Source organism: Methylocapsa sp. S129 (genome assembly GCF_009765995.1).
In the GTDB taxonomy this organism is placed as follows: domain Bacteria; phylum Pseudomonadota; class Alphaproteobacteria; order Rhizobiales; family Beijerinckiaceae; genus Roseiarcus.
On the sequence record NZ_LMUI01000030.1, the window covers coordinates 130617 to 153625 of the forward strand.

25 protein-coding genes are annotated in these 23009 nt (G+C 62.7%); 16 read left to right on the forward strand and 9 right to left on the reverse strand.

Going from position 1 to position 23009, the window contains the following annotated elements; genetic code table 11:
* Positions 1-69 precede the first annotated feature (69 nt).
* Together GSQ90_RS18260 and GSQ90_RS18265 are read left to right on the forward strand one after the other, a co-directional pair.
* Positions 70-636, forward strand: a complete 567-nt coding sequence (locus tag GSQ90_RS18260; RefSeq protein ID WP_158816313.1) for a TetR/AcrR family transcriptional regulator — start codon at positions 70-72, stop codon at positions 634-636.
* A gap of 50 nt (positions 637-686) precedes the next feature.
* Positions 687-1631: an SDR family NAD(P)-dependent oxidoreductase gene (locus tag GSQ90_RS18265; RefSeq protein ID WP_158816314.1), complete on the forward strand. Its 945-nt coding sequence runs from the start codon at positions 687-689 to the stop codon at positions 1629-1631.
* A gap of 229 nt (positions 1632-1860) precedes the next feature.
* Here GSQ90_RS18265 and GSQ90_RS18270 read toward each other — a convergent pair whose 3' ends face one another.
* A complete protein-coding gene (locus GSQ90_RS18270) occupies positions 1861-2478 on the reverse strand; it encodes an FMN-dependent NADH-azoreductase (RefSeq protein ID WP_158816315.1) in 618 nt (205 codons plus the stop codon).
* Between the two features lie 184 nt (positions 2479-2662).
* On the opposite strand from GSQ90_RS18270, the gene GSQ90_RS18275 reads away from it, so the two are divergent.
* The 3 genes from GSQ90_RS18275 to GSQ90_RS18285 all read left to right on the forward strand — a co-directional run bounded on the left by GSQ90_RS18275 (position 2663) and on the right by GSQ90_RS18285 (position 6221).
* Positions 2663-3562 carry a LysR family transcriptional regulator gene (locus GSQ90_RS18275; protein ID WP_158816316.1) on the forward strand — a complete coding sequence of 300 codons (900 nt, stop codon included), beginning with the start codon at positions 2663-2665 and terminating at the stop codon, positions 3560-3562.
* Positions 3563-4430: 868 nt separating this feature from the next.
* Complete coding sequence (locus GSQ90_RS18280; RefSeq protein WP_158816317.1) at positions 4431-4904, forward strand: CMP deaminase; 474 nt, start codon at positions 4431-4433, stop codon at positions 4902-4904.
* Positions 4905-5015: 111 nt separating this feature from the next.
* The gene (locus tag GSQ90_RS18285; protein ID WP_158816318.1) at positions 5016-6221 is read left to right on the forward strand and encodes a Xaa-Pro peptidase family protein; all 1206 of its coding nucleotides are present in this window, start codon (positions 5016-5018) and stop codon (positions 6219-6221) included.
* A gap of 3 nt (positions 6222-6224) precedes the next feature.
* Here GSQ90_RS18285 and GSQ90_RS18290 read toward each other — a convergent pair whose 3' ends face one another.
* The 3 genes from GSQ90_RS18290 to GSQ90_RS18300 are packed head-to-tail and all read right to left on the reverse strand — an operon-like array spanning position 6225 to position 9037.
* A complete protein-coding gene (locus tag GSQ90_RS18290; RefSeq protein WP_158816319.1) occupies positions 6225-7235 on the reverse strand; it encodes a DUF2891 domain-containing protein in 1011 nt (336 codons plus the stop codon).
* Positions 7236-7282: 47 nt separating this feature from the next.
* Positions 7283-8062 (reverse strand): SDR family NAD(P)-dependent oxidoreductase, encoded by a 780-nt coding sequence (locus GSQ90_RS18295; RefSeq protein ID WP_158816320.1) that lies wholly within the window; start codon positions 8060-8062, stop codon positions 7283-7285.
* A gap of 42 nt (positions 8063-8104) precedes the next feature.
* Complete coding sequence (locus tag GSQ90_RS18300; RefSeq protein WP_158816321.1) at positions 8105-9037, reverse strand: SMP-30/gluconolactonase/LRE family protein; 933 nt, start codon at positions 9035-9037, stop codon at positions 8105-8107.
* A 259-nt stretch (positions 9038-9296) separates the two neighbouring features.
* Here GSQ90_RS18300 and GSQ90_RS18305 point away from each other — a divergent pair, with 259 nt between their 5' ends.
* The 3 genes from GSQ90_RS18305 (at position 9297) to GSQ90_RS18315 (ending at position 10464) form a co-directional block, all read left to right on the forward strand.
* Positions 9297-9683, forward strand: coding sequence for a 5-carboxymethyl-2-hydroxymuconate Delta-isomerase (locus GSQ90_RS18305; protein WP_158816322.1), 387 nt, complete (start codon positions 9297-9299; stop codon positions 9681-9683).
* A gap of 183 nt (positions 9684-9866) precedes the next feature.
* Positions 9867-10175 carry a hypothetical protein gene (locus GSQ90_RS18310; RefSeq protein ID WP_158816323.1) on the forward strand — a complete coding sequence of 103 codons (309 nt, stop codon included), beginning with the start codon at positions 9867-9869 and terminating at the stop codon, positions 10173-10175.
* A gap of 97 nt (positions 10176-10272) precedes the next feature.
* Positions 10273-10464: a hypothetical protein gene (locus tag GSQ90_RS18315; RefSeq protein WP_158816324.1), complete on the forward strand. Its 192-nt coding sequence runs from the start codon at positions 10273-10275 to the stop codon at positions 10462-10464.
* A gap of 127 nt (positions 10465-10591) precedes the next feature.
* On the opposite strand, the gene GSQ90_RS18320 is transcribed toward GSQ90_RS18315, so the two are convergent.
* The gene (locus GSQ90_RS18320; protein WP_158816325.1) at positions 10592-11272 is read right to left on the reverse strand and encodes a FadR/GntR family transcriptional regulator; all 681 of its coding nucleotides are present in this window, start codon (positions 11270-11272) and stop codon (positions 10592-10594) included.
* A gap of 12 nt (positions 11273-11284) precedes the next feature.
* Between GSQ90_RS18320 and GSQ90_RS18325 the strand changes: the two genes are divergently transcribed.
* The 7 genes from GSQ90_RS18325 to GSQ90_RS18355 all read left to right on the forward strand — a co-directional run bounded on the left by GSQ90_RS18325 (position 11285) and on the right by GSQ90_RS18355 (position 18253).
* Positions 11285-11470, forward strand: a complete 186-nt coding sequence (locus tag GSQ90_RS18325; protein WP_158816326.1) for a hypothetical protein — start codon at positions 11285-11287, stop codon at positions 11468-11470.
* Between the two features lie 48 nt (positions 11471-11518).
* Complete coding sequence (locus tag GSQ90_RS18330) at positions 11519-11659, forward strand: hypothetical protein (RefSeq protein WP_158816327.1); 141 nt, start codon at positions 11519-11521, stop codon at positions 11657-11659.
* Between the two features lie 22 nt (positions 11660-11681).
* On the forward strand, positions 11682-13295 hold the full coding sequence (locus tag GSQ90_RS18335; RefSeq protein ID WP_158816328.1) for a sugar ABC transporter ATP-binding protein: 1614 nt from the start codon (positions 11682-11684) through the stop codon (positions 13293-13295).
* Positions 13282-14337 carry an ABC transporter permease gene (locus GSQ90_RS18340; RefSeq protein WP_158816329.1) on the forward strand — a complete coding sequence of 352 codons (1056 nt, stop codon included), beginning with the start codon at positions 13282-13284 and terminating at the stop codon, positions 14335-14337. The genes GSQ90_RS18335 and GSQ90_RS18340 overlap by 14 nt, the downstream gene beginning before the upstream one ends.
* A gap of 124 nt (positions 14338-14461) precedes the next feature.
* Positions 14462-15589: a substrate-binding domain-containing protein gene (locus GSQ90_RS18345; protein WP_158816330.1), complete on the forward strand. Its 1128-nt coding sequence runs from the start codon at positions 14462-14464 to the stop codon at positions 15587-15589.
* A 118-nt stretch (positions 15590-15707) separates the two neighbouring features.
* On the forward strand, positions 15708-16964 hold the full coding sequence (locus tag GSQ90_RS18350) for an LVIVD repeat-containing protein (protein WP_158816331.1): 1257 nt from the start codon (positions 15708-15710) through the stop codon (positions 16962-16964).
* A 29-nt stretch (positions 16965-16993) separates the two neighbouring features.
* Positions 16994-18253, forward strand: coding sequence for an LVIVD repeat-containing protein (locus tag GSQ90_RS18355; protein WP_158816332.1), 1260 nt, complete (start codon positions 16994-16996; stop codon positions 18251-18253).
* A gap of 397 nt (positions 18254-18650) precedes the next feature.
* Here GSQ90_RS18355 and GSQ90_RS18360 read toward each other — a convergent pair whose 3' ends face one another.
* A complete protein-coding gene (locus GSQ90_RS18360) occupies positions 18651-19595 on the reverse strand; it encodes a dihydrodipicolinate synthase family protein (RefSeq protein ID WP_158816333.1) in 945 nt (314 codons plus the stop codon).
* A 29-nt stretch (positions 19596-19624) separates the two neighbouring features.
* On the reverse strand, positions 19625-20335 hold the full coding sequence (locus GSQ90_RS18365) for a ribonuclease activity regulator RraA (protein WP_210254930.1): 711 nt from the start codon (positions 20333-20335) through the stop codon (positions 19625-19627).
* 351 nt (positions 20336-20686) lie between these two features.
* Here GSQ90_RS18365 and GSQ90_RS18370 point away from each other — a divergent pair, with 351 nt between their 5' ends.
* On the forward strand, positions 20687-21529 hold the full coding sequence (locus tag GSQ90_RS18370; protein WP_158816335.1) for an EamA family transporter: 843 nt from the start codon (positions 20687-20689) through the stop codon (positions 21527-21529).
* Here GSQ90_RS18370 and GSQ90_RS18375 read toward each other — a convergent pair whose 3' ends face one another.
* Together GSQ90_RS18375 and GSQ90_RS18380 are read right to left on the reverse strand one after the other, a co-directional pair.
* Positions 21530-22222, reverse strand: coding sequence for an ABC transporter ATP-binding protein (locus GSQ90_RS18375; RefSeq protein ID WP_158816606.1), 693 nt, complete (start codon positions 22220-22222; stop codon positions 21530-21532).
* A gap of 43 nt (positions 22223-22265) precedes the next feature.
* Positions 22266-23009 carry an ABC transporter ATP-binding protein gene (locus tag GSQ90_RS18380; RefSeq protein ID WP_158816336.1) on the reverse strand — a complete coding sequence of 248 codons (744 nt, stop codon included), beginning with the start codon at positions 23007-23009 and terminating at the stop codon, positions 22266-22268.

The window sequence follows — 23009 nt, forward strand, 5'->3', positions numbered from 1 at the left end:
TTTTTGAACATAATTATTGACTGATCAGTCGCTCTATCATAGATTCAAGATAGCGTTAGGTTGACGGGCATGGCGAGACCGAAAAGCGGGGACAAGCGGGATGCGATCATAGCGGCGGCGATCCGCGTGATCGCCGCCCAGGGGCTGAGCGCGCCAACGGCGCTTATCGCCAAGGAAGCAGGCGTCTCCAATGGGTCGCTATTCACCTATTTCGAGACGAAGGCCGATTTGATGAACCGGCTCTACGTCGCGCTCAAGATGGAGATGGGCGCGGCCGCCTTGGATGGAATTCCGACCGAGAGCGACATTCGCGAGCAGGCGCTCCATATGTGGTCCCATTGGCTGCGCTGGGCGACGGCCTGCCCCGAGAAGCGCCGGACGCTCGCGCATCTGGGCGTGTCGGACGATATCACTCCGGAAAGTCATCAGACCGGGCGCCAGACGATGGCTGGCATCGCAAAGCTTGTGGAGCGCAGCCGTGAGAATGGGCCCATGCGCGATGCGCCGCTAGGATTCGTCGTCGCCCTGATGAGCGCGATGGCGGACGCGACGATCGACTTCATGCTCCATGACCCAGCCCAAGCGGAGAAGCATGGCGCGGCTGCGTTCGATGCTCTCTGGCGAATGGTCGCCTAAATTTTTGCCCGCGAATGACCGACTAGACAGACAATAAAGTGGAGAGATATGTGCCGGAGACTGGTTTAAACAACGCGTCAATTCGCAAGGCGTATATCATCACCGGACCGACCTCCGGCATCGGACGTTGTACGGCGCTGGAGCTGGCCAAGCACGGCGACATCGTGCTGGTCGGGCGAGATCGCCGAAAGCTCGACGAGGCGCAGAAGGCCATCGGGCAAAAAGGACAGCACGCGGTTTCCGTCGTGTGCGACTTGTCTGATCCTGCGAGCGTGGCGCGCGCGGCTGCCGAGATCATCGCGCTCAATCTTCCGATCGCCGGCCTGCTCAACAACGCGGGCGTCATGCAGACGCGCGCAACGAAGAATGCGCTGGGCTGGGACATGACGTTCGCAACGAACCATCTCGGCCCGTTCGCGCTGACGGAGGCGCTCGCGCCGCACCTCCCCGACGGCGCCAATGTCGTCTTCGTCGCCTCGGCCGTAGAAAATCCGGAACACAAACCCGCCAAAACCTTCGGCTTCCGCGGAGGCCGCTATATCTCCGCGGAGGCGAGCGTGCGCGGCGAGTGGAAACCGGGCGGCTCCAAAACGCCGGGCGCGGACGCCTACGCCACGTCGAAGCAGTGCACTCTCGCCACGGCGATGGCCTTCGCCCGCGAAACTCCGCGGCTGCGCTTCAACGCGGTCGAGCCGGGCGTAAATCCGGCCACGGGTCTTGCGCGCGATGGCGGCGCCTTCGTGCGCTTTCTGTCGAAATACATCATTCCGCTGCTCGTGCCGCTGTTCATGCCCTTCATCAAGGTTTTGAGCACGCCGAAGCGGGCCGCGCGCGTGCTCACCAAAGTCATGATCGACGCATCGGGTCAGACCGGCGCCTATTACGACGAGGGCGGCCATCCGATGCTTGCCTCCGCGCTCGTGCGCGATCCGAAGTTCACGGATCGCGTCGTTGCCGAGACGCGCGCCTTGCTCTCGGCGATTTCCGCGAAATAGATTCAATAAAGAGAGACCCAGCGTGACTCGCCGAGCCAGCACGCCAGACCAGGGCGCCGAAAACCGACCCGGTTGGCGCTCGCCACCGGCGCGTCTGTGGACCGCCCGAAAGCGGACGTACCTTTCGGCTCCAGAAACGGCCGGGTCGGGTGGATTCTCGCCGTTGGCCTCATCCTCCATCCATTATCGTCACGCAGGGATCGACCAATGGACTCGGACCCGCAAACCATCAGGCTCTGGCCGCGTCCGAGACTGCCAAATCGAACTTCTGCAGGAACTCTTCTCGCGTCGTCTCGCCCATATCGACGGCCTTTGCGTTCCCGCCCGCCACCACCGTGACGTTCTCGATGCCGATCACTTTCAGTATCAGTCGCAGGTAGTTGGTCGCAATGTCACGGTCGCGAATAGGCGAGCCCTCGGTATAGACGCCGCCGGACGCCATCAGGATCGTGCACTTCTTCCCGTGGACGAGACCTTCGCCTGAGAGGCCCAGCGTCATGCCTTTGCGGACGATATGGTCGATATAGGCCTTGAGCACCGCGGGAACGTTGTAGTTGTAGACTGGCGTACCAATGGCAATGTCGTCCGCCGCCAATATTTCGGCGACGAGTTCGTCGGACAGACGCAGAAGTTCCTTCATCTCCGGCGTGTGTTGGTCGGGCGGGGTGAAATACGCCGCCAGCCACGGCATAGTTGCGAATGTGAGATCGGTCTTCATCAAGTCTCTTTCGATCACCCGACCGCCGGGATTGTTCTTCGTCCACGCCTCGACGAACCGTTTGGCGAGGCCGCGCGACATTGAGCGCTCGCCTCGGGGGCTTGCTTCGACGACCAGAAGAATAGGCATGGGAAACTCCTTGTTTTTTAGATGGCTCGGATGTCGAACGCATCGGCCCGGGACGTTGGGTGGGCCTGTTCGCCGCCGAGTGGTTGAAAGGCTGGCCCAACCGCACGCCACCGATTTAGACGCTCAAGTCCTTCTTCAAAATGGATGAAATTATGATATAATCCATCATCTTTGGAGATGGACTTTGATTGGCAACCTCACGCTTGATCAACTGCGCGTCCTGGTGACGATCAGCGACGCCGGGAGCTTCTCAGCGGCTGGACGGTCTCTGGGCCGAGTGCAATCTGCGATCAGTCAAGCCGTGAAGGCTTTGGAGGAGACGCACGCGATCGAACTGTTCGATCGCCGAAAACACAAGCCGACCCTGACCGCAGTCGGCGAAGCGCTCGTGGAGCAGGCGCGGACTGTTCTTGCGAGCGCAGATCGCTTTGCGGCCATCGCTGCGGGAACGCGGATGGGGCTTGAACCGACTCTCGCCTTGGCGATCGATCCGCTCGTCCCGACCGAACCGCTGATCGATAGCCTGCGCGCTCTTCAGGACACCTTCCCGAACTTGCCCGTCTCCTTCTCGACAGAAGGGGTGAGCGGGGCCGAGCGACGCCTGCGCGACGGCTCTGCATCGCTGGCCTTCTGCTTGCTGTTGCCATCCCCCCCGAACGACCTGACAGTTTATCCTGTCGCGGATTCGAAGCTCGTGCCGGTCGCTGCGGCGAACCACCCGCTCGCGCGTCTCGGCCGCAAGCCGAACCGGGTCGACCTCGAAGCCCACGTGCAACTGGTCCTGTCGAATAGCTTTGGCGCGGAGGGACCAAGCTACGGAGTCATCAGCACGCGCGTCTGGCGTTTTGTCGATCTGGGACGACGGCTTGATTTCCTGCTCGCGGGTTTCGGTTGGTGCAAGATGCCGCCGTACGTCGTCAAGCCTTACCTCGCAGACGGCAGGTTGGTCGAGTTGGACATATCTGACGAGAGCATAGCGCCTGTCAGGACACTGCCGGTCTATGCTGCACACGTCCGAGGTCGACAACTAGGACTGGGAGGCCGCTGGCTTCTGGACGACTTGCGAAAACGGCTGGCAAAGTGAGCAGATCAGCCGCGCCGAGTCCAACGGGTGCGGTTTCGCCTATGCTCGAATTTGAACCGACCGAGCCGTCAGTCGAAAAGGCGCTCTGAGTAGGATCGGTAATTGCCGAAGCGGTTATCGAACCTCAGCGACTTCTTTTCGAGACGGGCGCCGTAGCGCCGCCACTCGGCAATCGGCCAACTCCGGTCGTTTGAGTGCGGTGGCGAAAAGTCCAACTTAGGTTGATTCCAGGCCTCTCTGCTGGGAACCAGGCGTCAGATTTTCACCATTGGCGCGATAAGCCTTGGCCGAACCGCCGGTCAGGCGCTGCGATATCCTCCTCGCGTGGAGGGCTGAAGCCCTCGGGCCTCCGCCCAAAGAGCGTCGGAGCGATATCTATTTCTGAAAATAAGAATCCATGATAATCTTCTCGTCGCGTTTTCCAAAGCGATCAACAAAGAGGCCCGCCCTGCACGCTTCCGTCCCTTCCACCCGAAAGTATGACCAAGGCGCGCGGCCGGCCCGGCGGCCTTACGTCCGCCGCGATGCGAGCGCCGCAAGACGCGGGCAGGCGATGTTTGCGCCCGAAAATTTCGATTTGGAAGCTCAAAGAGGTTTAAGCCCCTGATATCGCGCGTTTCGCGGAAGCTCGCGCTCTTCCGGGCAGGTGAAAATCAATGACTTAGCGAGGATTTTGACGGACCATTTCTGGTCATTCGGGCGCTCTGGCTATTCCGGCGCTATTCCCTCCGCAGCCCTTATCGCCCTCGTGCGCGCCGCCAAACGAAGCGCAAACCTGGTCTCGTCATCAGTCGTGCCGCTGGAGAAAAACGGCACATCTCGTAAAACACGATTCACCGCAGGACCGTCAGCCCTTCAGGAGACCCCGTTGCCGCCCAACGCCGATGTGAATAAGCCCGCCCCGCCGCCCGGCGCCAGGATGCCGACGGCGCTTCGCGCGGCCGCCAGCAGCCCGAACCGCATTCGCCAGGTCGGCGCGGTCCTGGCGACCCGCGACGGCGCGGAGATTATCGCCTGCAACACCTTTCCCGCCGGCGTCAGGGATATCGAAGAACGTCATGCCGGCGACGGCCGCTTCGTCTGGATGGAGCATGCGGAGCGCCACGCCATTTTCGAAGCGGCGCGGCGCGGCGTGGCGACGGCCGGCGCCCACATCACCTCTACATTTTTTCCTTGCATCGATTGCGCGCGCGCCATCGTCGGGGCGGGCATCGTCTGTCTCGACACGCCTGCGCCCGCTTTCGACGATCCGATCTGGGGCGCAGCCTTCGAACGATCGCAGATCATCCTGAGGGAAGGCGGCGTTGAGATTCGGGTCGTCGACGTCGTCGTTTCGCCATAACCACGCGCGAGCCCGCATCAAGCAATTGAACTTGCCAAAATCCGCCGAAAGGGTCAGCCTCAGCGTCAATCAAGCCCCAATCCAAGGGATGCCGGGCGAAGGAGGAAAGCCATGGACAACCATCTGGGCGCGACAGCCGTTGACGCGCGCCAAGCCACGCCGCCTTTCGACAGCGAAAGGCTCGACAAGCTCCTTGACGAAGCCGGAATCGATGCGCTGGTCATCTCGTCGAAACATAACATCCAATATCTTTTTGGCGGATATCGCTTCTTCTTCTTCGATCACTTCGACGCGATCGGCGTCAGCCGCTATCTGCCTCTGCTCGTCTATGTCAAAGGCCGCCCCGATCAATCGACCTATATCGGCCATTCCATGGAATCCTATGAGCGGGATCTCGGCAAATTCTGGACGCCGAGCGTGCAGGCGGCGCGCGGCAGCCTCGACGCCGCGCAACTCGCGGCGGACCATCTCGGCAAGATTGGCCCAAAACTGAAGCGCATTGGCGTCGAGCGCGCGTTCCTGCCCGCCGACGCGGACGAACTCTTGCGCCGGGCGCTTTCCCATGCCGAGCTCGTCGAGGCGCATCTGCCGCTTGAGCGGCTGCGCGCGCGCAAGACGCCCGCGGAGCTCGACCATTTGCGCAAAGCGTCCGACCTGGTCGTCGATTCGATGCTCGCGGTCATCGCCGGACATGGGCCCGGGGCCTCGAAGCTCGAACTGACCGAAGCGCTTCGTCGCGAAGAAGTGAACCGCGGCCTGACCTTCGAATATTGCCTCATCACGGCCGGCGCGAACTGCAATCGGGCCCCATCGGCGCAAACATGGGGCGAGGGCGAAATTCTGTCGCTCGATTCCGGCGGCAATTTCAAAGGCTATATCGGCGACCTCTGCCGCATGGCGATCCATGGCGAGCCCGATGCCGAACTCAAGGACCTCCTCGCTGAGGTCGACGAAATCCAGATGGCGGCGCGCAAACCCATTCGCGCCGGCGCCTTGGGCCGCGATATCTATGCGAGCGCGAATCCGCTGGTGGAAAGGTCGGGGCGCGGCAATTCGCTGGAGTTCGTCGCCCATGGCATGGGGCTCGTCAGCCATGAGGCGCCGCGGCTCACCGCCAGGGGCCCCGTCCCCTACCCCGCCTATGACGCCGACAGGCCGCTGGAGACCGGTATGGTCATCTCGATCGAAACGACGCTGCAGCATCCGCGCCGCGGCTTCATCAAACTGGAGGATACGGTCGCGGTGACGGACAATGGTTGGGAAGCTTTCGGCGATCATGGCCGCGGATGGAACCGCGGCGGCGTTCGCGCTTCGTGAAGGCTACGCTTCCAGAGCCAACACGGCGAAACTCGCAAGCCAATGGGCGCCCATATAGTCGCTGGCGATATGAGGCAGCGCCGCCTGGAGATGGCGCTCCGCATTCTCTTCAATCGCCGAACGGCGCACGTCGTTCGGCGGCAGCGCCGCCGCGATCGAACGCCAGCACCAGGCCCGGCTAAGGTTCAGCCCGTCGAGATGCGCGATCTTCCCATCGGTCCGGTCGGCCACGGTCGCCGGCCGAAACAGGGTTGCGGGCTCTCCTTGCGCGATCCGCGGCAGGAAGCGACCGAACCAGGGCAGAAAGTCGTTCGCGGGCAGGAGCCGGCGCATACATTCGGCCTCGATCAGCGCCGGCGACTGGAAATCGTCGCCGCTGGGTTCGCCCCAGGCGGGGCAATCGGCATCCTCGCCGTACCAGCGCTTGCCGGTGTCGCGCACCAGCGACGCGAGGGCGGAATCCTCCGCAACCGCCGCATAGTCGGCCGCCATGCGCAGGCCGAAAGCGGTGTTGAAATGGGCGCCGCCGCGCACAGGATAAGTCGCCAAGGGGAGAAAATCGCGAAACCGTTGCGCGAAGATTTCCGCCAGCGGCGCCAGCATCCGCGACCAATGTCCCTGGTCGTGGAAGGACAGCTCTTCGGCCAGCTTCAACAGCCACGCCCAGCCGTAGGGACGCTTGAAACCGCGCGCGGTCGGCGCTGCGAGATAGGCGCATTCGACCGCGACCTTTTCGACGACGAATTGCTCATCGAACAAGGCGCGAATGTCGCCGGCGACGGGAAGCTCGGGAAAGCGGCGCAGCAGCCGCGCCAGCATCCAATAAGAATGGACGCAGGAATGCCAATCATAGCTGCCGTAGAACACGGGATGCAACGCGCTCGGCGTGCGCGCATCATCGGGGCCGGCCAGCACATGGTCGGGCTTGTTGGGATATTCCTGACGCACATGGCCAAGGGCGACGCCGGCGAACCATGCGGCCAATTCGGGCGTGAGATTTGATCTTGCCGCCACAGTTTCCCTTCAGGTCGGCGCCATCGCCCCATCCGATCAGCGCGACATTATTGCGCAAGGAACCCGCCGTCCACGGGCAGCGTATGGCCGGTGATCATCGCCGCCGCGGGGCTGGCCAGAAAGCAGATCGCCGCGGCGACGTCTTCGGGTTCGGCCAATCGTTTCAGCGGCGTCATCGCCTCGATCCTCGCCACCATCTCGGGATTTTGAAGAAGCGGCGCGATCAGCGGCGTGCGCACATAGGTCGGCGCCACGGCATTGACGCGAATATCATGCGGCGCCCATTCGATCGCCAGCGCCCGCGTCATATTGACCACCGCGCCCTTGCTCGTCTGATAAGAAATATTCGGATAGAGGCCGCCGCCCGAAAGACCCATGATCGAGGCGACATTGACGATAGCGCCGCCCTTGGCCGCCGCGATCATGCAGCGGGCCGCGACGCGGGCGCACAGGAACACGCCGGTCATGTTGACCGCGACGACCTTGTCCCAATCGGCAAGCGCGAGTTCGACAGCGGGGCGCCGGATCGCGATGCCGGCATTGTTGACGAGAATGTCGATGGCCCCCTCGCGCTTCACAATCTCCGCAAAAACGGCCTCGATGGACGCCTCGCTCGCCACGTCGACGGACAGCGCCACAGCCTGTCCCCCCGCTTCGGCGATTTCGGCGGCCACGACTTGCGACGCGGCTTCATCGCGGTCGGCGACCACGACCTTCGCGCCGGCCGCGGCGAGCGCCAAAGCCGTAGCGCGACCGATGCCGCCCGCGCCGCCGGTCACCAGGGCGACCGAACGATCGAGGCGAAACAAAGCCTGGGCATTCGCCATAAGCGCCACGTTCTTGATTGGGCGATCAAACCGGCTGCGATCTTAGCCCAGCTTCGACCCGTTGGTCGTCAGATAGATCGAATAGAGCGACGTCGTTCCGCAAATGAACAGATGGTTGAGCTTGTCGCCGCCGAAGGTGACGTTGGCGACCATTTCGGGGATGAGGATCTTGCCGATCAGCGTTCCGTCATGGTCGTAGCAATGGACGCCGTCTCCCGCGCTCGTCCAGACGCGGCCCTTCCAGTCGACGCGGAAGCCGTCGAAAAGGCCGGCGGTCGATTCGGCGAAGACTTCACCGCCCTTGAGGCTCGCGCCATTTTTGCCGACCGTGAAACGGCGGATGTGGCGCGGGCCGTTTTCCTTGTGCGTGGCGCCGGTGTCGGCGACATAGAGATATTTCTCGTCGGGCGAAAAGGCCAGGCCATTCGGCCGCACCATATCGCTGATGACGCGCGCAACCTCGCCGGTTTTGGGATCGATGCGGTAGACGTGGCAGCCGTCGATCTCCTGCGGCGCGCGATCCCCTTCATAATCGGTGTCGATGCCATAGGCCGGATCGGTGAACCAGATGGAATCGTCGGATTTGACGACGACGTCATTGGGCGAATTGAAGCGCTTGCCGTCCCACTTGTCGGCGATCACAGCGATCGTGCCATCGACCTCGGTGCGGGTGACGCGACGGGTGAGGTGTTCGCAGGTGACGAGGCGACCCTGGTTGTCGACGGTATTGCCGTTCGAATTGTTGGAGCGCTCGCGGAACACCGAGACTTCGCCGCTCGGCTCGACATAGCGCATCATGCGATTGTTCGGAATATCGGACCAGACGAGATAGCGGCCCGCAGAGAACCAGGCTGGGCCCTCAGCCCAGCGGGCGCCGGTCCACAGGCGTTCGACGCGGACATGGCCGGCGAAACAGGCTTTGAAACGCGGATCGAGGACCACGATGCCAGTCCCCTCGACTTCGCCATACCACATCGGACATTTCCCCCTTTTGATTTGAACCTGGAACGACGGGCAAGATCTATGTCGCCAAGCCCTTCCGGCGATGCGGGCCGCCCTCGCAAGCCGACGGGGCCGCACGCCGCCGCGACACTATTTCCCGTCGCGCGCGGCGGCAAGACATTTGGCGACCTCGGAAGGACAAAGACCCGTCGCAAATTGACCGTCCGATGGCGCAGCCGCTTCGCCATAGACCGAACGCCATGGTATTTGAGACTATCAAAGGAGCGTCGACATGCCGCATATCACGATTGAGTTTTCGAGCAATCTTGAAGCTGGGATCAGCGCGCCGGCGCTGGTCAAGAAGCTGCACCAGGCCGTCATCCAATCGGGATTATTCGAGCCGGCGGCGGTGCGAACCAGGGCGCTGCCACGAGACCTCTATCTCATCGCCGACGGCGATCCGCGGAACATTTTCCTGCATATTATCGCCCGCATTCGCGCCGGACGAACGATCGAAGACCGAAAGGCGCTCGGGAACAGTCTGCTGCAAGCGGCAAAGGAAGCGATAGCCGCGCTGCCGCCTTCGACGCCGATCGCCTTGACCGTGGAAGTTCACGAAATAGATCCCGAAATGCTGTTCCGGCACATGACGATCAAATCCCCGCCTGAAACTCACTAATCCGGTGTGGTTTTGGGTGGCTGGCAGGGCCGCAAGTCCGTCAATTAACCGTCCGCGAAAGCTTTTTTGGTCGGGATTGAACCTTCGCGCCGTCCGGCAGTTCCGGATCAGCCGCGACTTTTGCCTCGCAAGGTCATAGGAATAGCGGGCGGCGCGAGGCTGATTAACGTTCAGGAGACAGCGATGTCACGTCGTCATCTTGCAGCGGCCGGGATTGCCATCGTCAGTTTTGGCAGTCTTTCGACGCCTTCGCACGCCCAAAGCTACCAAGACTGGTTGCTGTCGAGGCAATCGGGAAATGGCGCGGCGCTCTATAATCAACCTTGCACGGTGTCAGATGGTCAAAGAGAGACCGTCGTGCCCTGCCAAATCGTCGCGGCGGCGCTCGATGGTTATTCCATTCCCATCGCCTATTACGGAGGCGAGGCGATCTCAGCGCCCCACGCCTATGTTTATGCGTATCCGAGACGGCGACGCCATTGCCGGTATTGATTTCCGCAATCTCTCCGCTGACGGCTAAGGTTCGCCGAAGCAGGCAACCGATGCTGGCTTGGGCCGTTGACTCTGTCATAGGACATAGGAGGCGCATATGAGCGAAGCCGAGAGAAGGATCGCCGAGCACGAACGCCTGATGCAGGAGCTGGTCGAAAATGACCCGCTCTTCAGCGTCTTCACGCTTGTCGAGGTCGACGCTGGCGAGGGCGCTGAAGGGCGCAGGTTCCTGCTCATTAAGAGAGAAGACGGAGCGGGCATCCAGATGCCCGAGCCGGGCGCCGACTGAATCAGCGCTGAAAATCCATGCCAAATCGACGCGACGGGCATTTGCGGCCCTGGCCGCGGATCGTGGGATTTGACCATAGTCCCGAGCTTGATCCGCAAGAATTCAGGAATCAGAAATTACCGCAAATTCAGGCGCCCCTGCCCTTGTCGCCCGGCCCTTCGAACACGCGCGAACACGCGTTCTGGATATGCGTTCGCATCGCTAGGCGCGCGGCGTCCTTGTCCCGGGCCTCGATCGCGTCGATCATGACGACATGTTCTGTCTGGATGATGCGCAAGTGCTCACGCGGTCGCGTCAGCGAGAGGCTGCGCCCCAGATTGATCGCGAACTCGATCGGCGTGCGCATCGACTGCATCACCGCCTCGAAAAACTCGTTTCCTGATGCGCGCGCCACCGCGATATGGAATTCAAGATCCGCGCTCATTCCCACCTTCCCCTGGGCGGTCGCCGTCTCCATGCGCTCGAGCGCTTCGCGCATGATGATCAACATTTCCGGCGTGCGATTCTGAGCGGCGTAATAGGCGGCTTCGCCTTCAAGGCCCATCCTGAATTCGTAGCACTTCCGCACTTCGGCAAGGCTGTTGACGGGACCGAACCCGACCGCGTCCATGGTCCGGGGCGCAAGATCGGCTCGCTTTTGAACATAGCTGCCCGATCCCTTTCGCGACACGATGGCGCCCGTCAGGCGCAGACGCGACAGCGCCTCCCGAATGACGGGGCGCGAGACGCCAAAGCGGTCCGCGAGTTCGACCTCCGCCGGGAGCCGGTCGCCCTCGCTAAACTCCCCATGTTCGATCAGTTCCGCCATGCGAGCCGCCAATTGCTCGCCAAGGCGCAACGGGGGCGCGACCGGTCCCCACGCGACGCCGCCGGGCGCGACAGGACGTTCTATCTGGCCATGTTGTCTTACAGATTCTGGCAGCATCTCAAACAACGTCTCGAAATATCGCAGATTTGCGTCGCAATTAACGATGTGAGCCTGACCATTCAAAGCAAATCAGATTGACAGGTTTACTGAATTCCTCTACGCGAATTTGGGCGGGCGCGCAAGCAAATGATCGCGCTGGCGCAGGCTTGTGTCGGGCGAGAACTCGCCGGGGGCAAGTTGAGGCCATCACTGTCCGGCATCGTCGGCCGGCTGGTCGACGCAGCGATACGGCCGCCAATCCGCGCCAAGCGGGTGGCGGAGGAATGACCCACGGGAGGAGGAAGCGCCAATGGATGCTGCCCCGCGGACCGTCGCCGCGACGGACTCGATCGACGAGTCCGGGACAAGCGCGACAGCAGGCGGCGATGACCTCCTGGTCGTGCAGAACATATCCAAGCAATTTGGCGGGACCCAGGCGCTAAGCGACGTCAGCATGCGTCTGAACGCGGGCGAAGTCCTGGCGCTGCTCGGCGAGAACGGGGCGGGTAAATCCACCTTGATCAAGATTCTCGCGGGGGTTCACGGGCTCGACAGGGGCAGCGTGAGCTTTCGCGGCGCTGACGTCACGAGCGCACTCAGGCGCTTGCCTATCGCTTTCATTCATCAGGATCTCGGCCTGATCGATTGGATGACGGTGGCGGAGAACATCTGCCTGACTCTCGGCTTCCCGCGCCGTCGCGGTATGGTCGATTGGGCCGCGGCGCGCAAGCGCGCGGCCGCCGCTTTGGAGGCGCTTGGCGCCGATATCGACCCCGACCTGCGCATCCAGAGCCTGAGCCGAACCGAAAAATCGCTTGTCGCGATCGCCAGGGTGCTCGCCGCCGAAGCCGAAATCCTGGTGCTCGACGAGCCCACCGCCAGCCTGCCGGCGGATGAGGTGGCGCGGCTGTTCGCCGCCTTGCGCCGTTTGCGCGCGCGCGGCGTCGGCTTGATCTATGTGTCGCATCGCCTCGACGAAGTGTTTGCGATCGCCGACCGGATGGTCGTCTTGCGCGACGGCCGCGTTGCCGGCGAGCGCATCGTGACGAAAACCACGCCCGACGAGGCGATCTTGCTGATTGTCGGGCGCGAACCGTCGCAGGTCTTCCGCCGACCCGCCGAGCGCTGCGGCGCACCGCGGCTGGCGCTCCAATCGGTCGCAATCGACGGAGTGGGTCCGATCGATTGCACGATTCATGCGGGAGAAATTGTCGGGTTCGTCGGCTTGCGCGGCGCTGGCCAGGAGAGTCTCGGCCGCGCCTTGTTCGGCGTGACGCCAGCGACGAGCGGCCTCATTCTGCTTGACGGAGTGGCGATCGCTGCGACTTCGCCGCGCCAGGCGATGGGTCATGGCGTCAATCTAGTCTGCGCCGATCGCACCGGCGAGTCGATCATGCCGAACCTCTCGGTGCGCGAGAACCTGTTCCTCAATCCGGTCGCCGCGGGCCTGAGCCTGTTTTCAGTGCTCGGCCCGGGCCGTGAAACCCGCGCCGCGCTGAAGCTCGGTCAGCAGGTGGGCCTGAGGCCGAACGATCCGACGCTGGCGATCGAACTGCTGTCGGGCGGCAATCAGCAAAAGGTCATCATCGGCCGCTGGCTGCACCTGGCCGCAAAGATCTATGTTTTCGAAGATCCGACCGCCGGCGTCGATGTCGGCGCGAAGGCGGAGATCTACCGGCTCTTCGATGTCGCGCTCCAGGCTGGCGCCGCGATCATTATCGTATCGACCGATTTCGAGGAGGTCGCCAAGGTTTGTCATCGCGCGTTGGTGTTCGATCGCGGCAAAGTCGTCGCCGAACTCGCCGCCGCCGACCTTTCGGTTGAAAATCTGCTCGCCGCGGCCTCCGCCAATATTCGACATGCGCCGGAATGTGAACCCGCCGCTTTCTCCGAACCGGCCCGGAACGCTCATGCAGTCCATTAAATCCAACGCGCTTGAACCGACGCGACCCGAGCTTGCGACGCTGTCGCGCATGCAGGCCATCGCGCGTCTGGCGCCCGTCTATGGCCTGCCGATCCTCACCGTCCTTCTGGTCATCTTTTTCTCCGTACTGTTACCCGACACTTTCCCGACCACGCTGAACGCGCGCTCCATCCTCAGCGACAAGGCGATCATCGCGCTCTTGTCGCTGGCCGCGACCTTGCCGATGATGGCGGGCCGCATCGACCTGACCGTCGGCTTCGGCATCGTCATGTGGCACATCCTGGCGATCAGCCTGCAGGTCAAATTCGGCGTCCCCTGGCCGCTTGCGATTGTGATCGTCGTCTGCTGCGGCGCGCTGGTCGGTCTCATCAATGGCCTGCTCGTCGAAGTCGCGCAGGTCGACGCGTTCGTCGCCACGCTCGGCACCGGCACGATTCTTTACGCGCTCGCCCTCTGGCACACCGAAGGGCGCCAGATCATCGGTCAGTTGCCCCTCGGATTCATCGCCCTCAACACAACGTCGATCCTCGGAATTCCAATACCCGCGATCTATGTGCTCGTCCTGGCTGTCGTACTCTGGATCGTCAGCGAACGGCTGCCGCTGGGCCGTTACATCTATGCGATCGGCGCCAACGAAAAGGCGGCGGCGCTCAATGGCATTCCGGTCCGCGCCTATGTCATTGGCGTGTTCGTCGCCTCTGGCGCGATCGCTGGATTCGCCGGCTGCGTGCTTGCCGCCAAACTCAGGATCGGCCAGGCGAATGTCGGGCTCGACTATCTCCTGCCGGCGCTTGTCGGCGCTTTTCTCGGCTCGACCACCATCAGGCCAGGCCGGGTCAACGTCTGGGGCACGATATTTGGCGTGCTGATCCTCGCCATCGGCATTTCCGGAATCCAGCAGCTCGGCGGCGCGTTCTTCGTCGAGCCTCTCTTCAACGGCACGACATTGGTCATCTCCATTGCGCTTGCGGCTTTCGCGCAACGCCGGCGCACCGTGGCGCGGCCGCTGCGCGTGGTGAAAGACCTGAAAGACTCGAGCTAGCGAGGCATTCGTGGCGACCAAGCATTCGCCTTCGATATCAGCGACCGATCATGGCCGCTGCAAAAGCGCCGGAACACCGGCCTGACGAGCGCCATGGCTCGCCAGCTATAAGGGAGGGAACAATATGTCGAAGTTTCGTTTCATTGCCAGGGGCCTATTGGCCTCTACGGCGCTTGTCGCATTGAACGTCGCCGCCGCGCAGGCGGCCGACGACGCCTTCATGACAAAAGCCAAGGAATATATTGCTCTGGTCACCGCGCCCGTCACGGCCTGGACCGGTCCGACGACCGGTCCGAAAGCTCAGGGCAAGAGGGTCGTCATCTACGTTTCGACCGACCAGCGTAATGGCGGCGCCCAGGGCGCCGGCGACGGCGCCGCGGAAGCCGCCAAGGCGCTCGGTTGGGATTTCCGCGTGCTTGACGGCCAGGGCTCCGTCCCTGCGCGGACCTCGGCCATGACGCAGGCGATCGCGCTGAAGCCCAATGCGATCATCCTTGGCGGCGTTGACGCGAAGGAGCAGCAGCCGGTGATCGAGCAGGCGGCGGCCGAAGGCATCAAGATCGTCGGCTGGCACGCCGGCCCGCAGGCAGGCAAGGTCGAGGGCGTCCCGCAGGTCTTCTACAACGTGACGACCGATCCGCTGGAAGTCGCCAAGGCTTCAGGCCTCTACGCCGTCGTGGATTCGGGCGGCACAGCGGGCGTCATTCTGTTCACGGATTCGATCTACGCCATCGCGACCGCCAAGACCAATGCGGAGAAGGCGGCTATCGAGGGCTGCTCGGGCTGCAAGGTGCTGTCGGTCGAGGATACGCCGATCGGCGACCTCGCTAACCGCATGGGCCAGCTCACGACCTCGCTTCTGTCGAAATATGGCAAAGCGTGGACCTATTCGATCGCGGTCAATGATCTCTATTTCGACTTCTCGGCTCCCTCGCTTGTCTCCGCCAACATCGACCCGGCTTCGGGTTATCCGCGCCAGATTTCGGCGGGCGATGGCTCCGTTCCCGCCTTCCAGCGCATCAAGCAGAAGCAATATCAGATCGCCACGGTCGCCGAGCCGCTTCACCTGCAGGGATGGCAGCTCGCCGACGAACTCAATCGCGCTTTCGCCGGCGAACAACCCAGCGGTTACGTGCCGCCGGTGCATTTGTTCACGCCGGCCAATATCGACAAGGACGGCGGCGACCAAAACATCTTCGACCCCGGCAACGGCTACAAGGATCAGTACAAGAAGATCTGGGGCGTCAAGTAACGCTTCGATTCCCTCAACCTTAAAATCAAAGGACGGCGCCGCGTGCGCCGTCCATTCTCAGCAATCAACGACGCCCGTCCTTGCGGCGCGGCGCCCAAATCTCACCGGAGCAGATACGATGGCCAGCAACGCCCTTCCCAAGCCCGCCCACGCCACCAGCAACATGCGCCTTGTCGGGCATAGCGATCAGGCGGGCCGCTGCGACGGCGTGCAAATCATGGTGCACGAGGGCTACGCCTATATCGGGCACATCTTCTCGAAGGGCTTCTCGATCGTCGACGTGCGCGACGCAAGCAAACCGAAAGTGGTGAAATATATCGCGTCGCCGCCGAACACCTGGACGCTGCATCTGCAAGCGCACGACGACCTGCTGCTCGTCGTCCATAACAAGGACATGTTCGCCCAGCCCGAACTCGCCGACGAGAAAAATTACTACAAGGGTTCGGTCGACCATCATGCCAAGGAGGAATCGTCGGGGCGCAACTGGTCGGCCGGCATGGCGGTCTATGATATTTCCAAACCCGAAGATCCCAAGCAGATCGGCTTCATGCCGGTCGAGGGCACCGGGCTGCATCGTCTGTGGTATGTCGGGGGACGCTGGGCCTATGCCTCGGCGCTGCTCGACGGCTTTTCCGACTATATCCTGATCACCATCGATTTGAAGGATCCGAAGAAGCCGAAGATGGCGGGCAAATACTGGCTGCCTGGTATGAATGTCGCCGCCGGAGAAAAGGCGAATTGGCCCACGAAGAACGGCCGCTTCGGATTGCACCACGCCATCATCCACGACGACATCGCCTATTGCTCCTGGCGCGACGCCTGCCTCGCCGTGGTCGATGTCAAGGACAAGGCCAAGCCCAAGCTGATCGTCCACAAATCCTGGGCGCCGCCTTTTGGCGGAGGCACGCATAATGCGCTGCCGTTGCCCGACCGCAATCTCTTGATCGTCGTCGACGAAACCGTGCTCGACGATCAGGAGGACGGGTTCAAGCCGATCTGGGTGTTCGACAACCAGGTCAAATCCAATCCGATCAGCATCTCGACTTTCCCGCAGCCATCGGACAAAAACTACCTCAAGGTCGGCGGCCATTTCGGACCGCATAACGTTCACGAGAACCGGCCGGGCAGCTTCGTCAGTTCCGAGTTGATCTTCGCGACCTACCAAAACGCTGGCTTGCGCGTCTATGACATCAAGGACCAGTTCCGGCCGAAAGAGATTGGCGCCTTCGTGCCGCCGCCCCCCGCCAAATGGGTCGACCCGCGCCCGAACCGTCCGATCGTGCTGCACTCTGCCGATGTCTTCGTCGACAAGAACGCGCTCTGCTACGTCACCGACTTCAGCGCCGGTCTCTACATCGTCGAATATAAGGGCTGAGCGAGGACCGCAGCGGGAGGATTGACGACATGGCTCGCGGCGACCTTCCCAAGCCGACCTATGCGCACAACATGCGCCTGATCGGTCATTCCGATCAGGCGGGCCGCGCCGACGGCCAGCAGATCATGGTGCGCAACGGCTACGCCTATATCGGCCATGTCTGCTCCAAGGGTTTTTCCGTCGTCGACGTCCGCGACCCGACCAGGCCGAAGACGGTCAATTACATTCAGAACCCGCCCAACACCTGGAGCCTCCATCTGCAGGTGCATGACGACCTGCTTCTGCTCGTTCACGGCAGGGACATGTTCTCCCAGCCTGAAATGGCCGACGAGCGAAACTACTACAAACCAAAAGCGGGCGCGCATGGCCATGACGAAGCGCCGCATGCGCGAAACTGGTCCGCGGGCATGGCGGTGTTCGATATTTCCAGGCCGGCCGAGCCCCGTCAGATCGGCTTCATGCCTGTCGAGGGGACAGGGCTGCACCGCATCTGGTACGTCGGCGGACGCTGGGCCTATGCTTCGGCGATGCTGGAGGGATTCTCGGATTACATTCTCATCACCATTGATATGCTGGATCCGACGAGGCCGAAGATCGCCGGCCGCTATTGGCTGCCGGGAATGAATCTGGCCGCGGGCGAAAAAGCCCAATGGCCGCTGGAGCGCGGCCGCTACGGGCTGCATCACGCGGTCGTCGCCGACGATATCGCCTATTGCGCTTGGCGCGACGGCTGTCTGGTCAGCGTCGACGTCTCCGACAAGAGCAACCCCAAACAGATCGTGCACAGGAACTGGTCGCCGCCCTTCGGCGGCGGCACACATAATTGCCTGCCTCTGCCCGACCGCGATCTGCTCATCGTTCTCGACGAAACGGTGCTCGACAATATGGAGGACGGCCTCAAGCCGATCTGGATCTTCGACAATCAGGTGAAGTCGAATCCAATCAGCATCGCCACTTTCCCCCTGCCCGACGACCGCGACTATGTCGCCGTCGGCGGCCATTTCGGGCCGCATAATATTCACGAAAACCGGCCGGGCAGTTTCCAGAGCTCGACGCTGATCTTCGCGACCTATCAAAACGCCGGCGTGCGGGTTTACGACATCAGCGATCAGTTTCGCCCGGTCGAGGTCGGCGCCTGTGTGCCGCCAGCGCCGAAGAAGCTCGTCGATCCGCGCCCCAACCGGCCCGTCGTGCTGCATTCGGCGGACGTGTTCGTCGATACGAACGGCCTTTGCTATTGCACCGACTGGAGCGGCGCCGGCCTCACCATCATGGAATATGGCGGGTGAGCGTCCTTGCCGGAAGCGACCTGGAATAGCCCGGAAATAGCCGAAACCCTCGAATGAACGACCGCGGTCCATCAAAACACCCGCTAAGTCCTTGATTCTCACGCGCGCGGAAGCGCATTTCCATCCGCGAAACGAGCGATATCAAGGACTTGACCCTGTTTTGCCTTCCCCATCGAAATTTTCGGCCGCAAAGCCGCGCCCGCGCCCTGACCAAGCGATCGGACTTTCGAGCGGAACGGATATGAGCGCTCAAGGCGAGCCTCTCCATCTCTCGTCCTTTTTGAAAAAGAGACGACAAGATTACCATGAATTCTTATTTTCAGAAAGAACTTATTGCCCGCCGGAGAATGTTGCGCGACGACAGCGGCCAATCGTTGCTGCTTGTCTGCGAAGCGCCCTACGCGGCGCTCGCGCGCGACGCGGCTCTCGCATCGACGCGCGCCAACCGCTCCAGCAGAAAATCGATCTCCGCCTTCGCGTGCGCCGACAGCCCGGCCGATGGCGCGCGCTGACTGTCGAAGGCGATGGCGCCGCGTTTTTGCAGCACATATTTGCGCGCGGCGAGGCCGACGCCCGCCTGCTGCTCATAACGCAGGAGCGGCAGATGCGCGTCGAAGAGATCATGCGCTTTTTGACGCTCGCCGCCGCGCGAAAGTCGAACCACATCGACAAGCATATCCGGGAAGGCATAGCCGGTCATGGCGCCGTCGGCGCCGCGCTCCATTTCGAAATCGAGAAAAAGGCCGCCGTTCCCGCACAGAATCGAGATCGGCCGCATTGAGCCGTCAGCCTGGAATGCGCGCAATGCCGAAATTTTCTCCAGGCCCGGCCAGTCCTCGTGTTTGAGCATGACGCAGGAGGCATGCTCGCGCACGATTTCGCGGATCACTTTGGGCGTCATCACGACCTGGAACGTCAGCGGATAATCCTGGATGACGAAGGGTATGTCCGCGCCGATCGCCGTCACCGCCTGCCGGTAATAGCCGACGATCTGCTCGTCGGTCCGCAGGTTCGACGGCGGCGCGATCATCACGCCGGCCGCGCCAATGTCCATGGCGCCATGCGCCAGCGCCCGCATCGCGGCGAACCCCGGCGCCGAAACGCCGACGATGATCGGCAGCGTTCCGGCTTTCGCGACCACTTGCCTGGTCAGCGCCAGCGCCTCCTCGCCGTCGAGTTTGGGCGCCTCGCCCATGACGCCGAGAATGGTCAGCCCCGTCGCGCCGCAGCCGATATAGAAATCCATCATGCGATCGACCGAGGCGCGATCGACATTGCCAGCGGGATCGAAGGGCGTCACCGCGATCGGGTAGACGCCGGCGGCCGTTTCATTGAGCTTCATGTTTGTCTCTGACCTTCTTGTATCGCGTTCTATTTCTTTTCTGTCGCCCTTGCCTCGTAGCGCGCGCGTGTGGCGGCGTCAGGGGGATAAAGGCCCGGCAAGGGAGCGCCTTTGGCGACCTCCGACATGATCCAGTCTTCGAGCCGCTCCTGTTCCAACCCGGCGGTCGCCACATGTTCCGCATGCGCCGCCGGAACGACGACGGCGCCGTCCTGATCCGCCACGATGAGATCATCGGGATAGACCGCAACGCCGCCGCAGCCGATCGGCTGCTGCCAGCCTTCGAACAGCAGACCCGCGACGGAAGGCGACGCCGCCGCGCCCTGCGACCATACCGGCAGACCGGTGGCGCGCACCCCAGCGATGTCGCGCACGACGCCGTCGGTAATCAGGGCGGCGACGCCGCGTTTGGCCATGCGCGCGCAAAGGATGTCGCCGAAGATGCCGGCGTCGACAATGCCCAGCGCGCTAGCCACGACCATGCATCCTTCCGGCATGTCCTCTATGGCGGCCCGGGTCGAGCGCGGCGACGACCACGCGTCCGGCGTCGCCAAATCTTCGCGCGCCGGAATGAAGCGCAAGGTGAAAGCGGGCCCGACAAGCCGAGGCTGGCCCTCCCGCAGGACGCGAGGGCCGCGCATCCAGACGTTGCGCAATCCTTTCTTCAGGAGAATCGTCGTGATCGTCGCCGTCGAGACGCCCTTCAAAGCCGCGATAATCGCTTCCCGGTCCATCGAAATTCCTGCTCTCGAATAAACGCTCGCTCAACCTCGCACGCGCTCACGCCATCATCGAGAGGGATGATCGAATCTGCAAGCACGAGTCCGTTTGGCGTAGCGCCTGCGCGCCGTCGAACCATATCGAACTTATGCCCGTAAATCGAGCGTCATCAGAGCCCGCTGGCTGGCTTGCCCGGCGCCATTCAATTCCTCCACCAGCCAGTATCGTCGGCGGTCTTATCGTCAGAGCCGCGACGCGCAAAAATCGCAACCGCCCGCTCACCTTGCTAAGCAGCCATGCGCTCGGTGCGCTGGACAGTTTCGACCCGGCTGCCCATTGTGCCTTTCTTTGACGCGAGAGGTGAGAATTGGATGAGTTCCGGGGTGATGGCGGCGGTTCTTTTCGCAGCGGCCCTCCATGCGCTCTGGAACTCGATCGTCAAAAGCGGGAGCGACAAATTCGCCGCCGCGGCGGTCGTTTGCCTCTGGTGCGGTCTGATCGCGCTCTGCGCAGCATTGCCGTTGCCTGCGCCGGCTCCCGAATCCTGGCCTTATGTCGGCGCGTCCGCAGTGACGCATGTTGTTTACTTCCTGCTTGTCGGGCGGCTGTACCGCAACGCCGATTTGTCCGCCGCCTACCCGATCATGCGCGGCGCGGCGCCGTTGCTGACGACCATCGGCGCATGGCTCTATCTCGGCGAAAGCCTCGATCCCGCCGTCGCCGGCGGCATCGCTCTGCTGATCGGCGGCGTGTTCTGGATGGCTGTCGAGGGCGTCAGGCGCGGCGGCGTCGACCGCGCCGCGTTGCTCGCGGCTTTGGTCAATGCGGCGGTCATCGCGCTTTATTCGCTGATCGACGGCGCAGGCGCGCGGCTCTCGGCGCAAGCGTTCGCTTATAACGCCTGGACGGATGCGCTGACCGCCGTTCTGTTCGCGCCCGTGATCTTGCTGCTGCGGGGTTCCGGATTCGTTTTCGTGTTTGTTCGCGAATGGCGGCGCGGACTGATCGGCGGCGCAGCGGCCTTTTCCGCCTATGCGATCGTCGTCTGGGCGATGACCCAGGCGCCGATCGGCCTTGTCGCGGCGCTGCGCGAAACCTCGGTGATTTTCGCTGCGGTCATCGGCGCCTTCTTCCTGCATGAGAATTTCAAGGCGCCGCGCTACGCCGCCGCCGCCTTCATCGCGGCCGGCATCATTGTTCTGCGACTGGGTTGATTAAACGGCGCCGGCGCCGCCGATAACGCCGCCTAGAAACAATTGCGCGACCTGCGGATCGTTGAGGATCGCCTGCGCCTTGTCGTGCATCCGGGTCTGGCCCAGTTCGAGCACGAGGCCGTAGTCGGACATTTGCAAGGCCGAGCGTGCGTTCTGCTCGATCATCAGGATCGACGCGCCCTTGTCGCGCCACTGCGTAAGCAGCGTGAAGGTCTCCTGGACCATCAGCGGCGACAGGCCGATCGATGGCTCGTCGATCAGGATCAGCTTGGGATCGAGCAGGAGGCCGCGCACGATCTCAAGTTGCTTCTGCTCGCCGCCCGACAGCGTCGACGCCTGCCGGTCGGCCTTGCGGCGGAGCGCGGGAAAACGATCGAGCGCCGCCTCCAGGCGCGCGGGCATGTCTTTCAGTTCGGGTCCGGCGGCGACGGCGCCAAGCTCGATATTGTGGCGGACGGAGAGCTCGGGAAAGATATTGCGCCCCTGCGGGATGTAGCAGACGCCCGCGGCGAGAAGCTCGCGCTGCGACCATTTCGTCGCATCGCGCCCGTCGACGCGTATGCTGCCCGATCGCGGCCGCAGCAGGCCGAAGATCGTCTTGAACACGGTCGACTTTCCCGCTCCGTTGGGGCCGATGACCGTGGTGATGGCGCCGCGCGCGATTCTAAAGCTCGTCCCGTTGAGAATGGTCATCGCGCCATAACCGGCGACGACATTCTCCAACTCGACGATCGGATCAGTGTCCAAGATAGGCCTCGATGACGGCTGGATTGGCGCGCACTTCGGCGGGAAGCCCCTCGGCGAGGACCTTGCCCTCCGCCAGAACCAGCACGCGCGTGCAGAGCGACATGACGAAATCCATATTGTGCTCGATCACCACGAAGGTCGCGCCGCGCTCCTCATTGAACGCCTTCAGCCGATCCCTGAGATTGCCGAGCATGGTGAGATTGACGCCGCCCGCCGGTTCGTCGAGCAGCACGAGGCGCGGACCGGCCATGAAAGCCATCGCCGCATCAAGCAGCTTCTGCTGGCCGTAGGACAAGCCGCCCGCAAGCTCGTCGGCGAGATGCGTGAGCTTGAAGAAGGCGATCATCTGGTCGGCGGCGCCGTTGAGGCCCGCGTCGCGCGGCCCAAACAGCCGCGACATCATTGTGCCCTTGTGCTCCTGGGCGGCGAGGATGAGATTTTCCCGCACCGAGAGTTTGGGGAAAATCTGCAGGAGCTGGAACGTGCGGCTGACGCCGAGCTTGTTGATGTCGCAAGGGCGCATGCCGGTGGTGACGCGCCCGTCGAGCTTCACCTCGCCCTCGCTCGGCTGCAATTGTCCGAGAATGCAATTGAACAAAGTGGACTTGCCGCAGCCATTGGGGCCGATGATGCCGAGAATCTCGCCCTCGCGCACTTCGAAAGACACGCCGTCGACCGCATGAATGCCGCCAAAGCGCTTCTTGATATCGGAGACTTCAAGCACCGCCGTCAT

Coding starts and splice junctions, on each gene's coding strand:
- GSQ90_RS18260 (WP_158816313.1), top strand. CDS start 70: ATGGCGAGACCGAAAAGCGGGGACAAGCGGGATGCGATCATAGCGGCG.
- GSQ90_RS18270 (WP_158816315.1), bottom strand. CDS start 2,478: ATGCCTATTCTTCTGGTCGTCGAAGCAAGCCCCCGAGGCGAGCGCTCA.
- GSQ90_RS18285 (WP_158816318.1), top strand. CDS start 5,016: ATGGACAACCATCTGGGCGCGACAGCCGTTGACGCGCGCCAAGCCACG.
- GSQ90_RS18295 (WP_158816320.1), bottom strand. CDS start 8,062: ATGGCGAATGCCCAGGCTTTGTTTCGCCTCGATCGTTCGGTCGCCCTG.
- GSQ90_RS18300 (WP_158816321.1), bottom strand. CDS start 9,037: ATGTGGTATGGCGAAGTCGAGGGGACTGGCATCGTGGTCCTCGATCCG.
- GSQ90_RS18305 (WP_158816322.1), top strand. CDS start 9,297: ATGCCGCATATCACGATTGAGTTTTCGAGCAATCTTGAAGCTGGGATC.
- GSQ90_RS18310 (WP_158816323.1), top strand. CDS start 9,867: ATGTCACGTCGTCATCTTGCAGCGGCCGGGATTGCCATCGTCAGTTTT.
- GSQ90_RS18315 (WP_158816324.1), top strand. CDS start 10,273: ATGAGCGAAGCCGAGAGAAGGATCGCCGAGCACGAACGCCTGATGCAG.
- GSQ90_RS18320 (WP_158816325.1), bottom strand. CDS start 11,272: ATGGCGGAACTGATCGAACATGGGGAGTTTAGCGAGGGCGACCGGCTC.
- GSQ90_RS18330 (WP_158816327.1), top strand. CDS start 11,519: ATGATCGCGCTGGCGCAGGCTTGTGTCGGGCGAGAACTCGCCGGGGGC.
- GSQ90_RS18335 (WP_158816328.1), top strand. CDS start 11,682: ATGGATGCTGCCCCGCGGACCGTCGCCGCGACGGACTCGATCGACGAG.
- GSQ90_RS18340 (WP_158816329.1), top strand. CDS start 13,282: ATGCAGTCCATTAAATCCAACGCGCTTGAACCGACGCGACCCGAGCTT.
- GSQ90_RS18345 (WP_158816330.1), top strand. CDS start 14,462: ATGTCGAAGTTTCGTTTCATTGCCAGGGGCCTATTGGCCTCTACGGCG.
- GSQ90_RS18350 (WP_158816331.1), top strand. CDS start 15,708: ATGGCCAGCAACGCCCTTCCCAAGCCCGCCCACGCCACCAGCAACATG.
- GSQ90_RS18355 (WP_158816332.1), top strand. CDS start 16,994: ATGGCTCGCGGCGACCTTCCCAAGCCGACCTATGCGCACAACATGCGC.
- GSQ90_RS18360 (WP_158816333.1), bottom strand. CDS start 19,595: ATGAAGCTCAATGAAACGGCCGCCGGCGTCTACCCGATCGCGGTGACG.
- GSQ90_RS18370 (WP_158816335.1), top strand. CDS start 20,687: ATGAGTTCCGGGGTGATGGCGGCGGTTCTTTTCGCAGCGGCCCTCCAT.
- GSQ90_RS18375 (WP_158816606.1), bottom strand. CDS start 22,222: ATGACCATTCTCAACGGGACGAGCTTTAGAATCGCGCGCGGCGCCATC.
- GSQ90_RS18380 (WP_158816336.1), bottom strand. CDS start 23,009: ATGACGGCGGTGCTTGAAGTCTCCGATATCAAGAAGCGCTTTGGCGGC.